Origin of the sequence: Cobetia sp. ICG0124 (assembly GCF_004006355.1) — a bacterium.
GTDB lineage: Bacteria > Pseudomonadota > Gammaproteobacteria > Pseudomonadales > Halomonadaceae > Cobetia > Cobetia marina.
Window position 1 is genome coordinate 2,554,603 of the sequence record NZ_CP024893.1, and the last position, 18,755, is coordinate 2,573,357.

The 18,755-nt window shown below is 60.2% G+C and carries 15 protein-coding genes and 2 pseudogenes; 9 read left to right on the plus strand and 8 right to left on the minus strand.

What is annotated here, in order from left to right; genetic code table 11:
* The 3 genes and pseudogenes from CU110_RS11975 (at position 1) to CU110_RS17225 (ending at position 3,703) form a co-directional block, all read left to right on the plus strand.
* On the plus strand, positions 1-2,277 hold the full coding sequence (locus CU110_RS11975) for an ATP-binding cassette domain-containing protein (RefSeq protein WP_240665377.1): 2,277 nt from the start codon (positions 1-3) through the stop codon (positions 2,275-2,277).
* Positions 2,246-3,151: pseudogene (locus CU110_RS17220) on the plus strand (cation diffusion facilitator family transporter); the annotation flags it as partial. The gene CU110_RS11975 and the pseudogene CU110_RS17220, both read left to right, overlap by 32 nt.
* 249 nt (positions 3,152-3,400) lie before the next feature.
* Positions 3,401-3,703: a hypothetical protein gene (locus tag CU110_RS17225; RefSeq protein WP_077371726.1), complete on the plus strand. Its 303-nt coding sequence runs from the start codon at positions 3,401-3,403 to the stop codon at positions 3,701-3,703.
* A gap of 32 nt (positions 3,704-3,735) precedes the next feature.
* On the opposite strand, the pseudogene CU110_RS11985 reads toward CU110_RS17225, so the two are convergent.
* Positions 3,736-3,855: pseudogene (locus CU110_RS11985) on the minus strand (prepilin-type N-terminal cleavage/methylation domain-containing protein); the annotation flags it as partial.
* A 316-nt stretch (positions 3,856-4,171) separates the two neighbouring features.
* Here CU110_RS11985 and pilB point away from each other — a divergent pair.
* From pilB to yacG, 5 genes are read left to right on the plus strand one after another with little or no spacing between them, the layout of a single operon-like run.
* Complete coding sequence (gene pilB / locus CU110_RS11990; protein ID WP_127736137.1) at positions 4,172-5,887, plus strand: type IV-A pilus assembly ATPase PilB; 1,716 nt, start codon at positions 4,172-4,174, stop codon at positions 5,885-5,887.
* Positions 5,888-5,947: 60 nt separating this feature from the next.
* Complete coding sequence (locus CU110_RS11995) at positions 5,948-7,186, plus strand: type II secretion system F family protein (RefSeq protein WP_084209204.1); 1,239 nt, start codon at positions 5,948-5,950, stop codon at positions 7,184-7,186.
* Between the two features lie 20 nt (positions 7,187-7,206).
* Complete coding sequence (locus tag CU110_RS12000; protein ID WP_084209205.1) at positions 7,207-8,067, plus strand: A24 family peptidase; 861 nt, start codon at positions 7,207-7,209, stop codon at positions 8,065-8,067.
* Positions 8,067-8,714 carry a dephospho-CoA kinase gene (coaE, locus tag CU110_RS12005; RefSeq protein WP_084209206.1) on the plus strand — a complete coding sequence of 216 codons (648 nt, stop codon included), beginning with the start codon at positions 8,067-8,069 and terminating at the stop codon, positions 8,712-8,714. The genes CU110_RS12000 and coaE overlap by 1 nt, the downstream gene beginning before the upstream one ends.
* Positions 8,707-8,952 (plus strand): DNA gyrase inhibitor YacG, encoded by a 246-nt coding sequence (yacG, locus tag CU110_RS12010; protein WP_084209207.1) that lies wholly within the window; start codon positions 8,707-8,709, stop codon positions 8,950-8,952. The genes coaE and yacG overlap by 8 nt, the downstream gene beginning before the upstream one ends.
* Before the next feature lie 128 nt (positions 8,953-9,080).
* On the opposite strand, the gene CU110_RS12015 is transcribed toward yacG, so the two are convergent.
* The 4 genes from CU110_RS12015 to CU110_RS12030 form a co-directional block, all read right to left on the minus strand.
* The gene (locus CU110_RS12015) at positions 9,081-10,034 is read right to left on the minus strand and encodes a Nudix family hydrolase (protein ID WP_077371708.1); all 954 of its coding nucleotides are present in this window, start codon (positions 10,032-10,034) and stop codon (positions 9,081-9,083) included.
* Positions 10,035-10,142: 108 nt separating this feature from the next.
* Positions 10,143-11,366 carry a bifunctional glutamate N-acetyltransferase/amino-acid acetyltransferase ArgJ gene (gene argJ / locus CU110_RS12020; RefSeq protein WP_084209208.1) on the minus strand — a complete coding sequence of 408 codons (1,224 nt, stop codon included), beginning with the start codon at positions 11,364-11,366 and terminating at the stop codon, positions 10,143-10,145.
* A gap of 39 nt (positions 11,367-11,405) precedes the next feature.
* Positions 11,406-14,168, minus strand: a complete 2,763-nt coding sequence (gene secA / locus CU110_RS12025) for a preprotein translocase subunit SecA (protein ID WP_084209793.1) — start codon at positions 14,166-14,168, stop codon at positions 11,406-11,408.
* 21 nt (positions 14,169-14,189) lie between these two features.
* Positions 14,190-14,570, minus strand: a complete 381-nt coding sequence (locus tag CU110_RS12030) for a hypothetical protein (RefSeq protein WP_127736140.1) — start codon at positions 14,568-14,570, stop codon at positions 14,190-14,192.
* A gap of 62 nt (positions 14,571-14,632) precedes the next feature.
* Here CU110_RS12030 and CU110_RS12035 point away from each other — a divergent pair, with 62 nt between their 5' ends.
* On the plus strand, positions 14,633-15,109 hold the full coding sequence (locus CU110_RS12035) for a DciA family protein (RefSeq protein ID WP_127736143.1): 477 nt from the start codon (positions 14,633-14,635) through the stop codon (positions 15,107-15,109).
* Positions 15,110-15,192: 83 nt separating this feature from the next.
* Here the strand turns inward: CU110_RS12035 and lpxC are convergent, their stop codons facing one another.
* The 3 genes from lpxC to ftsA all read right to left on the minus strand — a co-directional run bounded on the left by lpxC (position 15,193) and on the right by ftsA (position 18,631).
* Entirely contained in the window at positions 15,193-16,104 is a 912-nt protein-coding gene (lpxC, locus tag CU110_RS12040) for a UDP-3-O-acyl-N-acetylglucosamine deacetylase (RefSeq protein WP_065392615.1), read from the minus strand.
* Positions 16,105-16,200: 96 nt separating this feature from the next.
* Positions 16,201-17,310, minus strand: coding sequence for a cell division protein FtsZ (gene ftsZ, locus CU110_RS12045; protein WP_127736146.1), 1,110 nt, complete (start codon positions 17,308-17,310; stop codon positions 16,201-16,203).
* A 40-nt stretch (positions 17,311-17,350) separates the two neighbouring features.
* Positions 17,351-18,631 carry a cell division protein FtsA gene (ftsA, locus tag CU110_RS12050; protein WP_077371694.1) on the minus strand — a complete coding sequence of 427 codons (1,281 nt, stop codon included), beginning with the start codon at positions 18,629-18,631 and terminating at the stop codon, positions 17,351-17,353.
* Positions 18,632-18,755 lie beyond the last annotated feature (124 nt).

The following is an 18,755-nucleotide window of genomic DNA, read 5'->3' on the forward strand; positions in this document are numbered from 1 at the left end:
ATGACCCAGGCAACACCCTCTCCCCTGCTGCACCTGTCACGACACCACCTCGGCCATGGCGCCGAGGTGGTGTTGCGCGATCTGGACGTTCAACTCGAGCATGGCGAGCGCGTCGCTCTGCTTGGCGCCAGCGGTGCGGGCAAGTCCACGCTGCTGGAAGCCTTGCGCAGCGCCCTGCATGAGCAGGGTACGCCTGCAGCCTGGTGCCCTCAGCGTCAAGGACTGGTGCCTCAGCTTTCCGTGTATCACAACATCTTCATGGGCAGGCTGGATCAGCAATCGTCGCTGACCAACCTGCTCAATCTGCTGCGCCCCAGGCCCGCTCATTGGCAGGCAGTCGCCGCCGTATGTGAACCTCTGGGCATCGCCGGCCTGATGGAGCGATCGGTCGAGGCGTTATCCGGTGGACAGCGTCAGCGGGTGGCCATCGCCAGGGCACTTTATCAGGGACATGATCTGTTTCTCGGGGACGAGCCCGTGGCGAGCGTGGACCCGCATCAGGCCAGCCAGCTGATCCACTGGATTCACTCTCGCCATGCTACCAGCGTGGTAGCGCTTCACCAGAAGGAGTTGGCACTCACTCACTTCACTCGTGTCATCGGTCTGGGCAAGGATGAGAACGGCAACGGCAAGGTACTGCTCGACGCCAATACCGACGACCTGAAGCCGCAGGACCTCGACTGCCTCTACCCTGCGCCGCCAGCAGTGAGCCACTTGATGTCGACTGAACCCGGCCTCGCGCTCTCCAGACTGCGCAAGCCGCCACGCTGGTGGCAGGCGCGCAGTGAAGGCTCACACCTGCTGCGGCTCGGTATCGGCCTGCTGGCTGCCATGCTGATACTGGCACCCTTCGGTGATCTCTCCATTACCTCACGGGAGCCATGGCAGGAACTTGGCCGCATGCTGAATGGCCTGGTGATGCCGGCCCCCAGTGCACTGGAATCACCAGTGCATGCCTTGATCCTGACGGTGGCGTTCGCCTTATGGGGGACGCTGCTGGGGGCGCTGCTGGGACTGCCCCTTGCGCTGCTCTACTCCCGCTCACGAGCATTGCGCGCTGTCTGCGCCGGACTGCGGGCCGTGCATGAGCTGTTCTGGGCACTGCTGCTGCTGCAAGTATTCGGCCTGTCCGCCATCACGGCGCTGGCCGCGATCACCATCCCCTACGCGGCAACCTTCGCCAAGGTCTACGCCGAGATACTGGAACAGGTTCCCCAGGCACCGCGCCGCGCTCTACCTGCCACCACATCACGCCTGATGTGTTTCGTGTATGCAGAACTCCCACTGGCATGGTCGCGATTGGCGAGCTACACCCGTTACCGTTTCGAGTGCGCGCTACGCGCCAGCGTCCTGCTGGGCTTCGTCGGCTTGCCGACGTTGGGCTTCTATCTGGAAAGTGCTTTCCGCGAAGGGCGCTACCATGAAGCCGGCGCTCTGCTGTGGATCTTCTACCTGCTGATCGCCACGCTGCCATGGTGGGGGCATCGTCGCCTGCTGCCCCTTCTGGGAGTCGCCAGTCTCTGGTGGCTGGGGCCTTGGCCGGACGTGAATCCGACACTGCTGTGGCGCTTCCTCAGCCACGACATCTGGCCAACGCCGCTGGTCAATGCCAGCGTCGATTCACTGATCTCCGGCCAGCTACTTGCTGATCTGCTGGATTGGGCGAGCCATCTGCCCCACCTGCTGTCCGCGCTGGGCAACACCCTGCTGCTCGGTCTGCTGGGCACCGCAGGCAGCCTGCTGATCGCCATGCTGCTGTGGCCATTGGCCAGCCGACATGTGGGCAATCGCGCCTCCCGACAGGCCACTCAAGGGCTGATGATCTTCCTGCGCACCACCCCTGAGCTGATGCTGGCCTTCATTCTGCTGCTGCTGCTGGGCCCCTCGCTCCTGCCTGCCTGGCTGGCACTGTCCCTGCACAATGGCGCCATCATCGCCTTTCTATGTGCACGGCATGCCAACCAGATCCAGCTGCCGCCCGGCAAGCCCCGCGGACGACTGGAAAGCTGGCTGTATGAGATCAACCCGAGAGTCGCGCCCGGCATGTTCGCACTGCTCTTCTATCGCGCCGAGACCATCATTCGCGAGACGGCGATTCTCGGCATGCTCGGCGTGGCAACACTGGGCTTCCACATCGATTCGAGCTTCGAGTATCTGATGTTCGACCAGGCCTTTGCATTGCTGCTGCTGACCGCAATACTCAATATCGTCGTGGATAGCGTCGCGCGCCGTCTACGTCCGACGCATGAAATCGCCGAAGACAGCTGCGTTCGCTGACCTCACTCCTGCACAGGCCAGACGTGAGGCGCAGCGCATCACCCTGATCGGCGCGGCGCTGGATGGGGTGGTGGGCATCGCCAAGCTGATCGTCGGCAAGCTGGTCGGCTCTCAAGCCTTGATGGCCGATGGCATCCATTCACTGTCAGACCTGGTAACGGATGCCTTCGTGTTGGTGGCCACTCACTTCGGCCGTCAGGCACCGGATCGCTCGCACCCCTGGGGGCATGAACGCATCGAGACGCTGGGCACGCTGGTACTTGGCAGCTTGCTCATCGCCGTGGCGGGTGCAATCGGCTGGGAAGGCGTGCTGCGCAGCTGGGAGCTGATATTCGGCACCCTGAGCATTCCGCTGCCAGGGGCTCTGGGCATCGGCGTCGCGGTGATTTCCTTGATCGCCAAGGAAGCCATCTTTCGTGCAACGCTCAAGGTGGCTCGCAAACAGAAGTCGAGACTGCTGGAAGCCAATGCCTGGCACTCACGCAGCGATGCGCTCTCGACCGTCGCCGTGCTGGTGGGCTTGATCGGCACTCAGCTCGGGGCGGGCTGGATGGATGGAATAGCTGCCATCATCGTCGCGGTGATGGTCGGCAAGATCGGCGTATCGCTGGCGTGGGAAGCCTCACGGGAATTGATCGACACCGCTCTGCCACGCGAACAACAACGCGCCATGAGTGAATGCCTGCTGTCATTGCCGGAAGTGCGTGGCGCACATGATCTTCGCAGTCGCACGCTCGCCGGTCGTATCGTGCTGGAAGTCCACCTGCTGGTCGCGCCACGCATCAGCGTCTCCGAAGGTCATGCCATCGGCCATCACGCCGTGGCACGCCTCAAGTCAGAATTCCCCCAGCTCAGCGATGTGCTCTACCACATTGACCCCGAAGACGATTCACATATCGGTCAGGCGGGCACGACACATCCCACGCTCATGCAGCCACTGCCGCTGCGCAGCGAGATCATCACTGCACTTGATGCCTGCTGGCAGTCACATCCTGTATGGCAAGAACGCAGCGGGCTGATGCTTCACTATGTCAATCATGTCACCACACCCCTCTCTGCCCCCTCGAGTGCTCCGCATGTCGATGTCCAATTGGAGGTTGCCGATCAGGCCAAGGAGCACGCCATGAGCAACGCATCCGGCGAAATGCACAAGACACGCATCATCAATGAACTGAAAGGTTTCATTCGCAAGCTGCTGCAAGACCCGAAGATTCTCGAGCAGTCACTGGTGGTGGCGCGAGCGCGCCTCAAGGAAGGGGCAGAACAAGGAAAAAGCGAGCAAGCGGTGCTGGCTATCATCGCCAACGAGATTTCTGACACTACCAGCATTCATATCCCGGAAGATCCGGCAGAACATTCCGATGCGGACAAGCTGTTCCTGGAGCTGCTGAAGGATGTGGTAGAGGAGGAAGAAGCGCTTTATTAAGCCCAATAAAAAAACCGCCCCGAAGGGCGGTTTTTTGAGCGTGCTACGTAATTTTGATACTGCGGAATGGCGATGGCCGCCAGAATACCGATAATCGCTACAACGATCATCAGCTCGATCAATGTGAAACCTGCCTGTTGCTTGCGTGTCATGGTGTGACTCCCTTGCCTTTGCGTAGTGAGATCAGGTCGTACGTCCTGAAACCCCGGTTACTTTCCCTGAACATCAATCTGTTATTGTGAGTATAACGTTTTGATATCCCGGGGCATCGACCGGACGGGACGATTGATACCACAGCCACAGATCAGGTGCCATTGCCATGTCGCAAGTCGCTTACAAGGCGGCGCTGACGGCTGCTTGTCAGTTACAATAGATTACACTCGGTCACATTGCAAGCAACACCATCAAATTCTTTCTGCTCATCAAGCCAACGCAGCTCAACGCTCACTGCCCCAGAGTGATCAGACGTTGAAGGGATTTGCCGCTCGCCTGGTGGAATCAGGCTTGCTGGAGCATCAGGCTGCCTTGCTGGCTGAGCAGGAGGCCAATGAGGCTGGCGAAAGTCTGCTGCTGCATGTCATCACTCATGGTCTGGCCTCGGCACGTGAGGCCACCTTGGTGGCAGCATGGGAATACGGGCTGCCCTATGTGGATCTCGATGCAATACGTATCGATTCCCTGCCGAGCATTGATGAGCTGCCAGAGAAGGTACTGCGCAAGCTGGGCGTACTGCCACTCTATCGACGTGAACATCGTTTGACCGTAGGTGTACCCTCGCCATCGACACTGACTCATCTTGATGAACTGCAATTTGCCACCGGCCTGTCGATTGAAAGCGTGCTGGTCGCAGCTGATCAGCTGACGCCGGCATTGGAGCAGTACCTGGAAGCCGGTGAAGAAAGCGCCATGGATATGCTTGGCGGTGAAGGTGAAGCCCTCGATGGCTTGGAGTTCGAGGGCGAGGAGGATAACAATAACGACCTTGCCATCACGGCCAACAGTGACGATGCGCCGGTGGTGCGCTTCGTTCACAAGGTACTGCTGGATGCCATCAAACGTGGCGCCTCGGATATCCACTTCGAACCCTACGAATCCACCTATCGCATTCGTTTTCGTATCGATGGCATGCTGATCGAGAATACTCGCCCGCCCTTCAACATGCGCAACCGTATCTCGGCGCGCTTGAAGGTGATGTCGCGCATGGATATCTCCGAGCGGCGTCTGCCTCAGGATGGCGCCATCAAACTGCGACTTTCCAAGTCACGCTCCATCGATTTTCGTGTCAACACCTTGCCAACCGTTTACGGGGAGAAGTTGGTACTGCGTATCTTGGACCCCAGTTCCGCCAAGATGGGCATCGAGGCACTGGGCTTCGAGCCCGAACAGCGTGCCATGTTCGAGAAGACACTTGGCGAGCCTCAGGGCATGATCCTTGTCACCGGCCCTACCGGTAGCGGCAAGACCGTCACCCTGTATACCGGCTTGAACATCCTCAATACGCCTGAGCGCAATATCTCGACCGCGGAAGACCCGGTCGAGCTCAAGGTAGAGGGTGTCAATCAGGTCAACGTTTTGCCCAAGATAGGGCTCGACTTCGCCTCGGCACTGCGCGCCTTCCTGCGCCAGGATCCCGACGTGGTGATGGTCGGGGAGATTCGGGACAAGGAAACCGCCGAAATTGCCGTCAAGGCCGCGCAGACAGGCCACCTGGTGCTCTCGACCCTGCATACCAATTCTGCCCCTGAAACGTTGACGCGCCTCAGCAACATGGGCATCGCGCCCTTCAACATCGCAAGCTCGGTTTCCTTGATCATCGCGCAACGTCTGGCGCGGCGTCTGTGTCCCCACTGTCGTCAACCTGCCGAGATCCCCCAGGAAGCCATGGCCTCAATGGGCTTCAGCGCAGAAAATGGCTTCAGTGCGGAAGATCTGGAAAATGCCACCATCTATCGTCCAACGGGTTGCAGCCAATGCACGCTAGGGTACAAGGGACGCGTCGGCATCTATGAAGTGATGCCCATCTCTGATGAGATGAGCCGCTTGATCATGCGGGAAGGCACCGCGATAGAACTGGCAGACCAGGCGCGCAAGGAAGGGTTGTCGGATCTGCGCCGCAGCGGCCTGCGCAAGGTCATGGCGGGCATGACGTCGCTGGAAGAAGTCAACCGTATCACCAAGGATTGAGCTGACTTTTGCTCAGTCATCAGGCACATTGAACTCATTCATCAGGGAATGACAACCGACATGGCGACGATCAGAACTGCCAAGAAAGACAAGAAGAAGGCGGGCATAGAAACCTGGCAATGGACAGGCAAGAATTCGCGCGGTGAAAATGTCAAGGGCGAATTGATGTCCGCCAATGTCGATCAGGTGAAGAATACGCTGGCTGGCCAAGGTATCGTCGTCAAGCGTTTACGTAAGAAATCCGCCCTGTTCGGTGGCAGCAAGAGAGTCAGCGGCAAGGACGTCACCATGTTTGCTCGACAGATGGCGACGATGATTCGCGCCGGCGTCCCCGTTCTGCAAGCCTTCGGTATTGTCGCCGAGAGCATGAAAAGCCCGGGCATGCGCCACCTGGTGGAAGATCTGATGAACCAGGTCGGCGCGGGCGCCAGCTTCTCGGAAGCGCTGCGCAAGCACCCACAACATTTCGATAATCTATTTACCAACCTGGTTGCCGCTGGCGAACAGGCCGGTGCCCTCGACAAGATGCTGGACCGCGTCGCGACTTACAAAGAGAAGATCGATTCCTTGAAAGCGCGTGTAAAAAAGGCGCTGTATTACCCTGCGGCCGTCATATGCGTAGGGTTTGGGGTCACCGCCATACTATTGATCAAGGTTGTCCCTCAATTCGAAACCTTATTCAATGGATTTGGAGCTGAGTTACCCGCTTTCACTCAACTGACCATCACCATGTCCGAGTACGCGCAGGCTTATTGGTATATTGGTCTTGGCGCGGTAGTACTAGCTGCTTTTCTTATCGCCCAGGGTATGAAGCGATCGGACAAGTTCGCCTATGCCATGCACCGCTTCATGCTGAAAGTACCAGTGCTGGGTGACATACTTGACAAGTCTTCGGTAGCACGATATTCACGCACCCTCGCCACCACCTTTCAGGCTGGCGTACCCTTGATAGAATCTCTAGATACTGCTGCCGGCGCGACGGGCAGCAAGGTCTATGAGCGCGCTATCGCCCAGATCAAGGAAGATGTCTCCACAGGCCAGCAGCTCAACTTCGCCATGCGTAACACCCAGCTATTTCCCACACTGGCAGTTCAGATGGTGGCTATAGGGGAAGAGTCAGGTGCCTTGGATGCCATGCTCAACAAGGTCGCCGACTTCTATGAAGAAGATGTCGACAACAAGGTCGATGCCCTGACCTCGCTACTGGAACCCTTGATCATCGTGGTATTGGGTACCTTGGTCGGTGGCTTGGTAGTTTCCATGTACCTACCAATATTCGAAATGGGTAATGTAATCTAGTCTTCTGACAAGGATGTTCCGTGGATTCTCTCGCCTCCCTCTCCCCTGCTCTTCAGGCCTGCCTCGCGGGGATTTTCGGCCTGTTGATCGGCAGTTTTCTGAATGTAGTGATCACACGCCTGCCGGTGATGATGATGCGTCAGTGGCGTGCAGAAGCACGTGAAGCGCTGGAACTGGAGCCGGAAGCGTCGCCACGCTTCAATCTGTTGGTGCCTGCCTCACGCTGCCCTGGCTGCGACACCCCAATCAAATGGCATGACAATCTCCCTGTCATCGGCTGGCTGAAACGCCGCGGCCGCTGCGCGAGCTGCAATACCCGTATCAGTGCACAGTATCCACTGGTGGAGCTCGCCGGTGGCGCGCTCGGCGCTTCCATCGCGTTGATCTACGGCCTGGAAGCACAGAGCCTGTGGATCTTCGGCGCCTGTCTGACACTGCTGGTGTTGTCAGTGATCGATTTCCGCACCCAGCTGTTGCCTGATGCCATCACGCTACCGTTGCTGTGGGCCGGTCTCGCCTACCAACTGCTTTTCCAGCCATTGATGCTGCCCAGTGCCGTGATTGGTGCCATGGCCGGCTATCTGGTGCTGTGGAGCTTCTACTGGCTGTTCAAGCTGGTGACTGGCAAGGAAGGCATGGGCTATGGCGATTTCAAGCTGTTGGCGGCACTGGGCGCCTGGCTGGGCTGGCAGTGGTTGCCACTGCTGTTGATCCTCTCTGCGGGACTCGGCGCAGTACTCGGCATCCTGTTGCAACTGCTGGTGCCGCGCCTGCGGGGAGCCCCCATGCCATTCGGCCCTTATCTGGCCGTGGCAGGCTGGATTGCGCTATTGTTCGGCACCCCGCTAATGAGCCTCTACCTCAGCGTGATAGGTGCCTGATGACGACTGCGTTCAATCAAGGCCCCATCATCGGGGTGACGGGCGGTATCGGAAGCGGAAAATCCAGTGTGGCACGGATGTTCGGAGAGCTCGGCATCCAGTGGGTGGACGCCGATGATGTCGCGCGCGAGATCGTGCGTCCCGGCGAAACCGCACTGGCCGAGATCATCGTCCACTTCGGCGAGTCGATCGTCACGGCGCAGGGCGAGCTTGATCGCGCCGCGCTGCGCGAGCGGATCTTTGCTGCCCCCGAGGAGCGTCAATGGCTGGAGCGCTGCACCCATCCGCGCATCCGGGAGCGGATCGTGCAACACCTGGCGGCCATGACCAGCCCCTACCGCCTGCTGGTCTCTCCCCTGCTGTTCGAGTCCGGCCAGGACAGCCTCGTCTCACGCACCCTGGTGGTGGATGTCAGCCAGGATGTTCAGCTGGCGCGCACGCTGAGCCGCGATGGTGTCAGCGAAGCGCAGGTACGCGCCATCCTCGCGGCACAGCTGTCACGCGAGACACGACTGGCCAAGGCCGACGATGTCATCGACAATAACGGCAATCAGGCGAGCTTGCGTGAGCAGGTCGCGGCCTTGGATGTCCGCTATCGCTCGCTGGCCGCCTCCAATGCATCATTTCAGGAGCTTCCCGATGTCTGACTCCGCGTCCTCACAGCCCCATAAGGCGCCCTTGTCCGTTGCCTGCCCGCAATGTCGAACCCCCGTGGCATGGAGCGCCGCCAGCGAATATCGTCCCTTCTGCAGCAAGCGCTGCCAGCTACTGGACCTCGGCGCCTGGGCTGATGAGTCCCACAGCATCGCCGGCGAGCCGGCCATGGATGAGACCAGCATCGACGAGATGGTGGCACGCATGGAGCGCGACATGAATCAGCAGTAGCGCTCGAGAGAGCCCTGCTGGTTCAGACTGGCTCAAGCTCGACGCTCAAGATGCTCGCCAAAAAAAGACCCTCGAGGCTGGCCTCGAGGGTCTTTTTCGTTCAGGCAACTGACATCAACGCGCGATCATCACTTCCAGAAGTCACGAATCGATGCGATACCCTGGGCGCCGACGGCGCGCGCATGGTCACTGTCGTAGCGCGACATGCCCCCAAGGGCATAGACCGGCATGCAGGCCTGCTCGACCAGCTCCTGGAAGTCATGCCACCCCAGTGGCGCACGCTCAGGATGGGAAGGCGTGACACGCAGCGGTGAAAGGCTGACGAAATCACAGGTCACCCGTCCCGCCTGATCCAGCTGCGCCTGGTCATGCGTTGAGGCGGACAACCACTTGTTGGCTGCGATCGGACGCTCGCCCTTCTCTGCCAGCTCCGCCAGACGCACGCTGGTCAGGTGGATACCGTCCGCGTCGACCTTGTCGAGCATGGAAGGCTCGGCATTGAGCAACAGACGCGCACCACGTGCATGACAGATCGCCAGCGCCTTCTCGGCCCGGGCAATGTACGCCGCCTCATCGAGTTCCTTGGCACGTAGCTGTACCAGGCGCACGCCATCTTCATCCAATGCACGGATCAAGCGTGTCTCGAAGATTCCCTCATCAGCCTCTTCCGGCGTGATCAGATACTCGCGTGGCAGCGAGACCGCGCGCAGAATCGGCAGATTCGCAGCCGGGAAGGCGTATTTGTAAAGGTCCTCGATCTCGACCCAACGCACTGCCTGCCCTTCGCGGCCAAAGGGCTCGCCATTGAACTGACGCGTTTCCCACACATCCAGCAGGATATGCTTGTCCGGGTATTCGTGATGAATGCGGATCAGCGGCTGAGCACGCGTGATCTCGACCCCCAGCTCTTCGCACAGCTCACGCTTGAGCGCTTCCAGACCGGTTTCGTAGGGCGCCAGCTTGCCACCCGGAAACTCCCATAAGCCGCCCTGATCCACCGTCGAGGGACGGCGTGCAATCAGGACCTGGCCCTGTTCGTTTAAGATGGCGGCAGCCGCCACGTGAACCCTTCGCTTCGGCATGATGCCTGTACCTTTGACTCGCGTTGTACATCCGACTCCACCCTGATGAGGCGAAGCCTGCGGGAGATGTTGCATTACCGTTTCAGCGTAAGCCTCTGCCCTCAGGCATCAGCTACGATAATCGGCATTGATCGAGACGTAATCGTGGGACAGATCCGATGTCCAGATACGCGCCTTCTGCTGGCCACGCCCCAGGCGGATACCGATCACCAGCTCTTCCTCGGCCATGGCAGCACTGCCGGCAGCCTCGGTATAGCTGGCGGCTCGTCCGCCCTGCTCGACGATGCTCACGCCGTTGAGCGTGATCGCAACGCCGTCAACCTCAAGATTCTCCAACGGCGCCCGTCCGACGGCCGCCAGAATTCGTCCCCAGTTGGCATCACTGGCGTAGAGAGCCGTCTTGACCAGTGGCGAGTGAGCCACGGTGAAGCCGACCGCACGCGCCTCTTCCACGGAGCGCGCTTCCTCCACCTCGAGGGTGACGAACTTGGTCGCCCCTTCACCATCACGGATGATGGCCTGCGCCAGCTCGAGCATGACGTCGGCCAGCGCAGCCTCGAAGGCGACCAGATCCTCACCCTCGACCCGAGCGGCCCTGGCCGTGACAGCCAGCATGCACGCATCATTGGTCGAGGTATCGGAATCCACCGTGATGCTGTTGAAGCTTCTGACCACGACCCGGCGCAGCATCTCATCCAGCGCAGACTGATCGATGGCGAGATCCGCGTCAGTGGCCACGAAGCCCAGCATGGTCGCCATGTTGGGGCAGATCATGCCAGAGCCCTTGGAAACCCCGGCAATGGTGACACACTCGCCATTGGCCAGCGTCACGCTACGCCAGCTGCCCTTGGGCCGGGTATCGGTGGTCATGATGCCGTGTGCCGCGTCGGACCAATTCCCCTTGCCCAATGCCGCGAAGGCCGTCGGCAGTGCGCCGGTCAGACGATCCATCGGCAAGGGCTCACCGATCACGCCGGTGGAGAACGGCAGAACGGCCTGTGCATCACAACCCGCGACATCGGCCAGGAACTCACAGGTAGCAAGCGCGTCTGTCATGCCCTGCTCACCTGTCCCCGCGTTGGCGTTGCCGGTGTTGATCACCAGATAGCGCGGCCCATCGATCTCGGCCTTGAGATGTCGACGCGCGACATGCACCGGTGCCGCACAGAAGGCATTGCGCGTGAAGGTCCCCGCGAGACGCGATCCTGCATCGAGCGCCATGATCACCAGATCACGTCGCCCCGGCTTCTTGATACCGGCTTCAGCAACCCCGATCTGCAGGCCGGAAATTTCCGGCATGTCTGCGGGGAAAGTGGAAGGCCCTACCGCCATCGTTCACGTCTCCAGTCGCGTTGTCCTGTCACTACAATCTCAGCTCAGCTTGCCATGGCACTGCTTGTACTTCTTGCCGGAACCGCAGGGGCACGGATCATTGCGGCCAACCTTGGGGACATCACGGCGCATCGGCTCATTGTCGCCCTGCGCCTGCGGTGCCGCACCGTACTGCGCCTCGACGATCTCCTCGGCAGCCTGAACGCTCTCATCGCTGACGGTGTCATCTTCCACGCGACGCGTCTCGGCACTGGCCTGCTCGCGCTCGAGATTGGCACGACGCTCCTCTTCCAGCGTGTCGACCTCTTCCTGACGACGTACCTGGACGTGACTCAGAATGCGCACCACGTCAGCCTTGATGTTGACCAGCAATGACTGGAACTGTTCGAACGCCTCGCGCTTGTATTCCTGCTTGGGATTCTTCTGAGCGTAGCCACGCAGGTGGATACCGCGTCGCAGGTTGTCCATCGCCTGCAGATGCTCTTTCCAACGCGTATCGAGCACCTGCAGCATGACCTGCTTCTCGAAGCGGCGCATCAGCTCGGGACCGACAGCCTCTACCTTGCCGGCATAGAGTTCCTCGTGTGCCGTCTGCAGTCGTTCGCGCAGAGTCTCTTCATGGAAGTGCTCATCCTCTTCCGCCCATTGCACGAGCGGCAGGTCGAGGTTGAAGTCCGTCTTGAGGTCATTCTCGAGCCCCGGAAGATCCCACTGCTCCGGCAGGCTCTGCGGCGGCACGCGCATGGAAATGGCGTCGTCCAGCACTTCACGGCGGATACCGGCGATGTTCTCGGCGATCTCGTCGGCTTCCAGAATGTCGTTGCGCTGCTCGTAGATCACGCTGCGCTGATCGTTGGCGACATCATCGTACTCAAGCAGCTGCTTGCGCACGTCGAAGTTGCGACCCTCGACCTTCTTCTGCGCGCGCTCGACGGCATTGGAGACCATCTTGTGCTCGATCGCTTCGCCCTTCTCGAGCCCCAGCGCGCCCATGAGGCGCTGAACGCGATCGGAGCCGAACAGGCGCATCAGGCTGTCTTCCAGCGACAGGAAGAAGCGCGTGGAGCCCGGGTCACCCTGGCGACCGGCACGACCGCGCAGCTGGTTGTCGATACGACGGGATTCGTGACGCTCGGAGCCGATCACGTGCAGACCGCCCGCCGCCAGCACGGCTTCGTGACGCTCCTGCCAGCCATGCTTGATCTCGTTGATCTGCTCTTCGGTCGGCGCTTCCAGCTCGGCAAGCTCGGCTTCCCAGTTGCCGCCCAGCATGATGTCGGTACCACGACCGGCCATGTTGGTCGCGATGGTCACCGCGCCCGGACGACCCGCCTGGGCGATGATGGCAGCCTCACTGACGTGTTGCTTGGCATTCAGGACGTGATGCTTCACGCCAGCCTTGTGCATCATCTGGGACAGCAGTTCGGAGGTCTCGACTGATGCCGTACCGACCAGCACCGGACGACCTTCCGCGACCTTCTCGCGGGCATCCTCGATGATGGCGTTGAACTTCTCTTCCGCGGTCAGATAGACCAGATCATTCATGTCCTTGCGCGCGATGGGCTTGTTGGTGGGGATCACCATCACGTCGAGGTTGTAGATCTGACGGAATTCGAAGGCCTCGGTATCGGCGGTACCGGTCATGCCGGCCAGCTTCTCGTAGAGACGGAAGTAGTTCTGGAAGGTGGTCGAGGCCAGCGTCTGGCTTTCCTTCTGGATCGCCACGCCTTCCTTGGCCTCGACGGCCTGATGCAGGCCCTCGGACCAACGACGACCTACCATGGTGCGGCCGGTATGCTCGTCGACGATCACCACCTCGCCGTTGTGGACGATGTAGTCGACGTCCCGCACGAACAGATTCTGGGCACGCAGCGCGGAGTGCACATGATGCAGCAGACTCAGGTTCTGGGCGGCGTAAAGAGAGTCTTCCTCGCCGAGCAATTCCTGGGCACGCAGCAGTGACTCGACCTTCTGGTGGCCCTGCTCGGTCAGCTCGACCTGCTTCTGCTTCTCATCGAGAGTGAAATCGCCACTCTCCGGGTCTTCTTCGTCAGTGCATTGCACGAGCTCACGCGCCATGCGATCGATGATCTTGTAGAGGTCGGTATTCTCCTCCACCGGACCGGAAATGATCAGCGGCGTGCGCGCCTCATCGATCAGGATGGAGTCGACCTCATCGATGATGGCGTAGTGCAGCTTGCGCTGGACCTTGTCTTCCAGCGCGAATGCCATGTTGTCGCGCAGGTAATCGAAACCGTATTCATTGTTGGTGCCGTAGGTGATGTCGGCCTGGTAGGCGGCACGCTTGTCCTCGTTGTTCTGGCCGGAGAAGATGACGCCCACGCTCAGCCCGAGGAATTCATACAGCGGACGCATCCAGTTGGCATCACGCGTGGCCAGGTAATCATTGACCGTCACCACGTGAACGCCTTCACCAGCCAGGGCATTCAGGTAAACGGCGAGTGTCCCCACCAGCGTCTTGCCTTCGCCTGTCTTCATCTCGGCGATGCGCCCTTCATGCAGCGCGATGCCGCCTACCATCTGGGTATCAAAGTGACGCATGCCCATGATGCGCTTGCTGGCCTCACGCACGGTGGCGAAGGCCTCCGGCAACAGCTTGTCGAGGTTCTCGCCTTGCGCAAGGCGCTCACGGAATTCAGCCGTCTTGCCCGTCAGCGCCTCATCCGACAGTGATTCGAGACTTTCCTCGAGGGCATTGACGGCATTGACCCGCTTGCGCAGTCGCTTCACCTCACGGTCGTTCTTGGAGCCCACTACCTTGGTCAGAAATTTACCCAGCATCATCTATCCCTGTCCGTGCCCTCAGGACACCAGAGGTGGTGCGCGCGGGGACATGGCATTCGCCAATCCGCGCAGCAGTACGCGAGCACAGGAGACAAAGCGTCGTTGACGCGAAAGATTGGGACTTCTCTGAGCACCGGGACGGATGAGTCGGCGCAGTGAACGCAGGCTCTGACGGCGGCTCTCGGCGCGAATCACGCCCGGCGCCAGCAATTGGATGCTGGCCAGGGTCAGATTGACGCGCTCGACCTGCGCGGCGCTCAAGCCAGCGGGGAACAGACAGCTGATCAGCAGGCCAGCCAGCAGCCAGCGCGGTGCCGTGCGCACCGACCAGCGACGCGCGCTGCCGCTACCGGAAGCCGGCAACGGTCTCGAGCGTGCTATGGCGTCGTCATGGCTCATGCTGTTGCCGGACTCCTGCTCATGATAGATTGCCGGAAACCACTGAACCGGCATGCAAGCCCATGAGTATAAAGGCTAAGCGTTTCCGCGCCCAGCCCGCGGCGCGCCTCTTGAACGGCAAGGGCCAGCTTGGCAACGTCATGCGCCAGGCGCGAATGCTGGAGCAGGCCCAGTGGCATCTGCGTGAGGCCCTGCCCACGGACATGCAGGAGCAGGTCTTCGTCGGGGGCTATCACGAAGGAACCCTGACACTGATCACCAATCGTGCCTCCTGGCTGACCTGGCTACGTTATGAGCAGCGCAGGCTGATCAGCGTCCTGCGCGAGATCCCCGAGCTTGCCGCACTCACGCGCCTCAACTTCAAGGTCCGCCCCGTTCGTCCTGTCTTCGTACCGGCTCAACAGCCCAGGCATCTCCCTGCTGCGGCAGCGGAGCATCTGTTGGACTGTGCCTCCCACACCCGGGATGAACACCTGCGCCGCTCGCTTGAGCGTCTGGCAGCACATGCTCATGAAGACAAACAAGCGCGCCGCCCATGAGGGCGGCGCGCTTGTGATCGTTTCCATGCTTCGGCTGGCAAGGACCGAAGTCTGACATCAGGCTGGACGGGCTAGGTCACAGTTCAGACGGCAAGTGCCGGTGAGGCGTAGGAAATCGGCATCGCTTCGGCATTGTCGAAGGTCACGATCTCGTAGCTGTCTGCATTCTCGAGCAGGGCACGGCACAGCAGGTTGTTCAGGCCGTGGCCTGACTTGTAGCCACGGAATTCCCCGATCAGGCTGTGGCCCAGCTGATACAGGTCGCCGATGGCATCCAGCACCTTGTGCTTGACGAACTCATCGTCATAACGCAGACCTTCGTCGTTGAGGATGCGGTAATCATCCACCACGATGGCGTTGTCGAGGCTGCCGCCCAGCGCGAGGTTCTGGGAGCGCAGGAATTCAAGATCACGCATGAAACCGAAAGTACGAGCGCGAGACACTTCCTTGACGAAGGAGGTCGTGGAGAAGTCGACCGTGGTGGTCTGCTTCTGCTGCTCGAACACCGGGTGATCGAAGTCGATGGTGAAGGACACCTTGAAGCCGTTGTGCGGCAGGAAGGTCGCGACCTTGTCGCCATCACGCACTTCGATCTCGCGCTTGATGCGGATGAACTTCTTGAGCGCGGACTGCTCCTGGATACCAGCGGACTGGATAAGGAAGACGAACGGACCGGCGCTGCCGTCCATGATCGGCACTTCCTGCGCGGAGAGCTCGACGAAGCAGTTGTCGATCCCGAGACCGGCGAAGGCGGACATCAGGTGCTCGACAGTCATCACCTTGTCCTGACCGTTGGAAACGGCAGTACACATGGTGGTGTCACGCACCCCCGTGGCATCGGCACGGATGTGTGCATGCGGCTCGAGGTCGGTACGCACGAAGACGATACCCGTGTTGACCGGAGCCGGGCGCAGGGTCAGATAGACCTTGTCACCGGAGTGCAGACCAACGCCTGTTGCGCGGATCGTATTCTGAAGCGTTTTTTGTCGAATCATAGGGAGATAGCCAGTCAGCCTGAATTTGGAAACAGTGTTCATGATAACAGCAAAGCAGGTATTCAACAAATTGTCACCTACCGCTGATAGGGAAATTCAACATTGCCACGGGGGCACCATTGCGGCCTGCTGCTGCTCTTCCTTGGCCTGACGGGTGACCGTCGGCGTCTGGAGGCTGCGATAATCAGCCGGCTTCTCCACCGTGCGCTTGGCCGGTGCGGTTTCACGCGCAGCCGGCTTCTCGACACGGCCATCGAGACCCGCCGCCACGACGGTGACACGCAGCTCGTCGCTCATGTCCATGTCGATGGAGGTACCCACCACGATGGTCGCGTCCGGAGAAGCGAACTCCTGCACGGTGGCACCGACATCGTTGAACTCACCGATGGAGAGGTCCGGGCCTGCCGTGATGTTGACCAGGATGCCGCGCGCGCCGTGAAGATCGATATCCTCAAGCAGCGGGCTGCGAATGGCTTTCTCGGCCGCCTCGCGAGCGCGGTTCTCACCGACGGCATCACCGGTTCCCATCATGGCCATGCCCATCTCGGACATGACGGTGCGCACGTCGGCAAAGTCGACGTTGATGATGCCCGGGCTGGTGATCAGCTCAGCGATGCCCTGGACAGCGCCCAGCAGTACATCGTTGGCCGCACTGAAGGCACTCAGCAGGCTGGCGCTCTTGCCGAGGACCGAGAGCAGCTTCTCGTTGGGGATGGTGATCAGGGAATCGACATGCTCGGACAGCTCCTTCATGCCCTGCTCGGCCGCCTTCTGACGACGCGGCCCCTCGAACGGGAAGGGACGCGTCACGACCGCGACCGTCAGGATGCCCAGTTCCTTGGCTACCTGTGCCACGACAGGAGCGCCCCCGGTACCGGTACCACCCCCCATGCCTGCGGTGATGAAGACCATGTCGGCGCCTTGCAGCAGCTCGACGATACGCTCACGATCTTCCATCGCCGCCTGACGACCCACTTCCGGGTTGGCGCCAGCGCCGAGACCCTTGGTGATCTCGCTGCCGAGCTGAAGGACTGTCTTGGCGGCCACGCGCTTGAGCGCTTGAGCATCGGTATTGGCGCAGATGAATTCGACGCCTTCGATATTGCTCTCGACCATGTGATTGACGGCGTTACCACCGCCGCCACCAACACCGATCACCTTGATGACCGCGCTGCTGGAGGGTGCGTTATCTACCAGTTCGAACATATGCCCTGTCTCCTGGATCACAGTCTTTCTGTAATCCCTGTCAGAAATTTCCCTTGAACCAGCCCTTGATCCGCTCCAGCGTGGAGGTGTCGTGCTCATGGCCGTGAACGCGTCGTGCGGCAGATTCCTCCCTGCGCACCGCGACCGCAGTCGAGGATGGCGTATGCCGCTCCTGTTTCATCCCGTAATGTAGCAAACCCACACCCGTGGAATAAATCGGATTACGGACCACATCTGCCAGTCCACGCACATTCTGCGGGCAGGCAATGCGAACCGGCATGTGGAAGATCTCCTCCGCCAGTTCCACCACACCTTCCATGCGTGATGTACCGCCCGTCAGTACCACACCCGCTGCCACGAGATCTTCATAACCACTGCGACGCAGCTCATCGCGGACCAGGGTGAAGAGTTCCTCATACCTGGGCTCGACCACTTCCGCCAACGCCTGGCGGGACAGATCACGGGCCGGTCGATCACCGACACTGGGCACCTTGATCGTCTCGTCGCTGGACGCCAGCTGTGTCAGAGCACAGGCATACTTGACCTTTATTTCTTCAGCGTACTGGGTCGGCGTACGGAGTGCCATCGCGATATCATTCGTTACCTGATCTCCCGCGATGGGAATCACGGCCGTATGACGAATGGCACCTTCGGTGAACACCGCGATGTCGGTCGTCCCGCCACCGATATCCACCATGCAGACTCCCAGCTCGCGCTCATCCTCGGTCAATACCGCATGACTCGAGGCGAGCTGTTCGAGAATGATATCGTCGACTTCAAGACCACAACGACGAACGCATTTCTCGATATTCTGTACGGCATTCAACGCCGCCGTGACCAGATGCACCCGCGCTTCAAGGCGCACACCGGACATCCCGAGCGGTTCACGAATACCTTCCTGACGATCAATGGCATATTCCTGCGGCAGCACATGAAGAATCCGCTGCCCCTCGGAGATTGCCCGTGCACGCGCCGAATCGATGACTCGTTCGATATCGGACGGTGTCACTTCACGATCCTTGATCGCGACCACACCATCGGAGTTCATCGAGCTGATATGACTGCCGGCAATCCCCACGTATACCGAGTGGATATCGCAGCCCGCCATCAATTCAGCTTCCTCCACCGCGCGCTGGATCGATTGCACGGTCGACTCGATATTGATGACGACACCCTTCTTCATGCCGCGTGAAGGATGTGAACCGATACCCGCAATTTCGATGCCACCATCGTCGGTCGGTTGCCCCACGATCGCGACCACCTTGGAGGTTCCGATGTCCAGCCCGACCACCATATCCTGTGATTTGGAATGTCCTGCCATAGGTCGGGCCAGCTCCTTGATTCTGGTTCGTCATGAAAAAAATAGCGCGAAAATACCAGGAGGCGCAAATCCCCGCTAGAATAGGCGGGATTGTCCCGAAATGAAACTGGAGATAACTCCATTT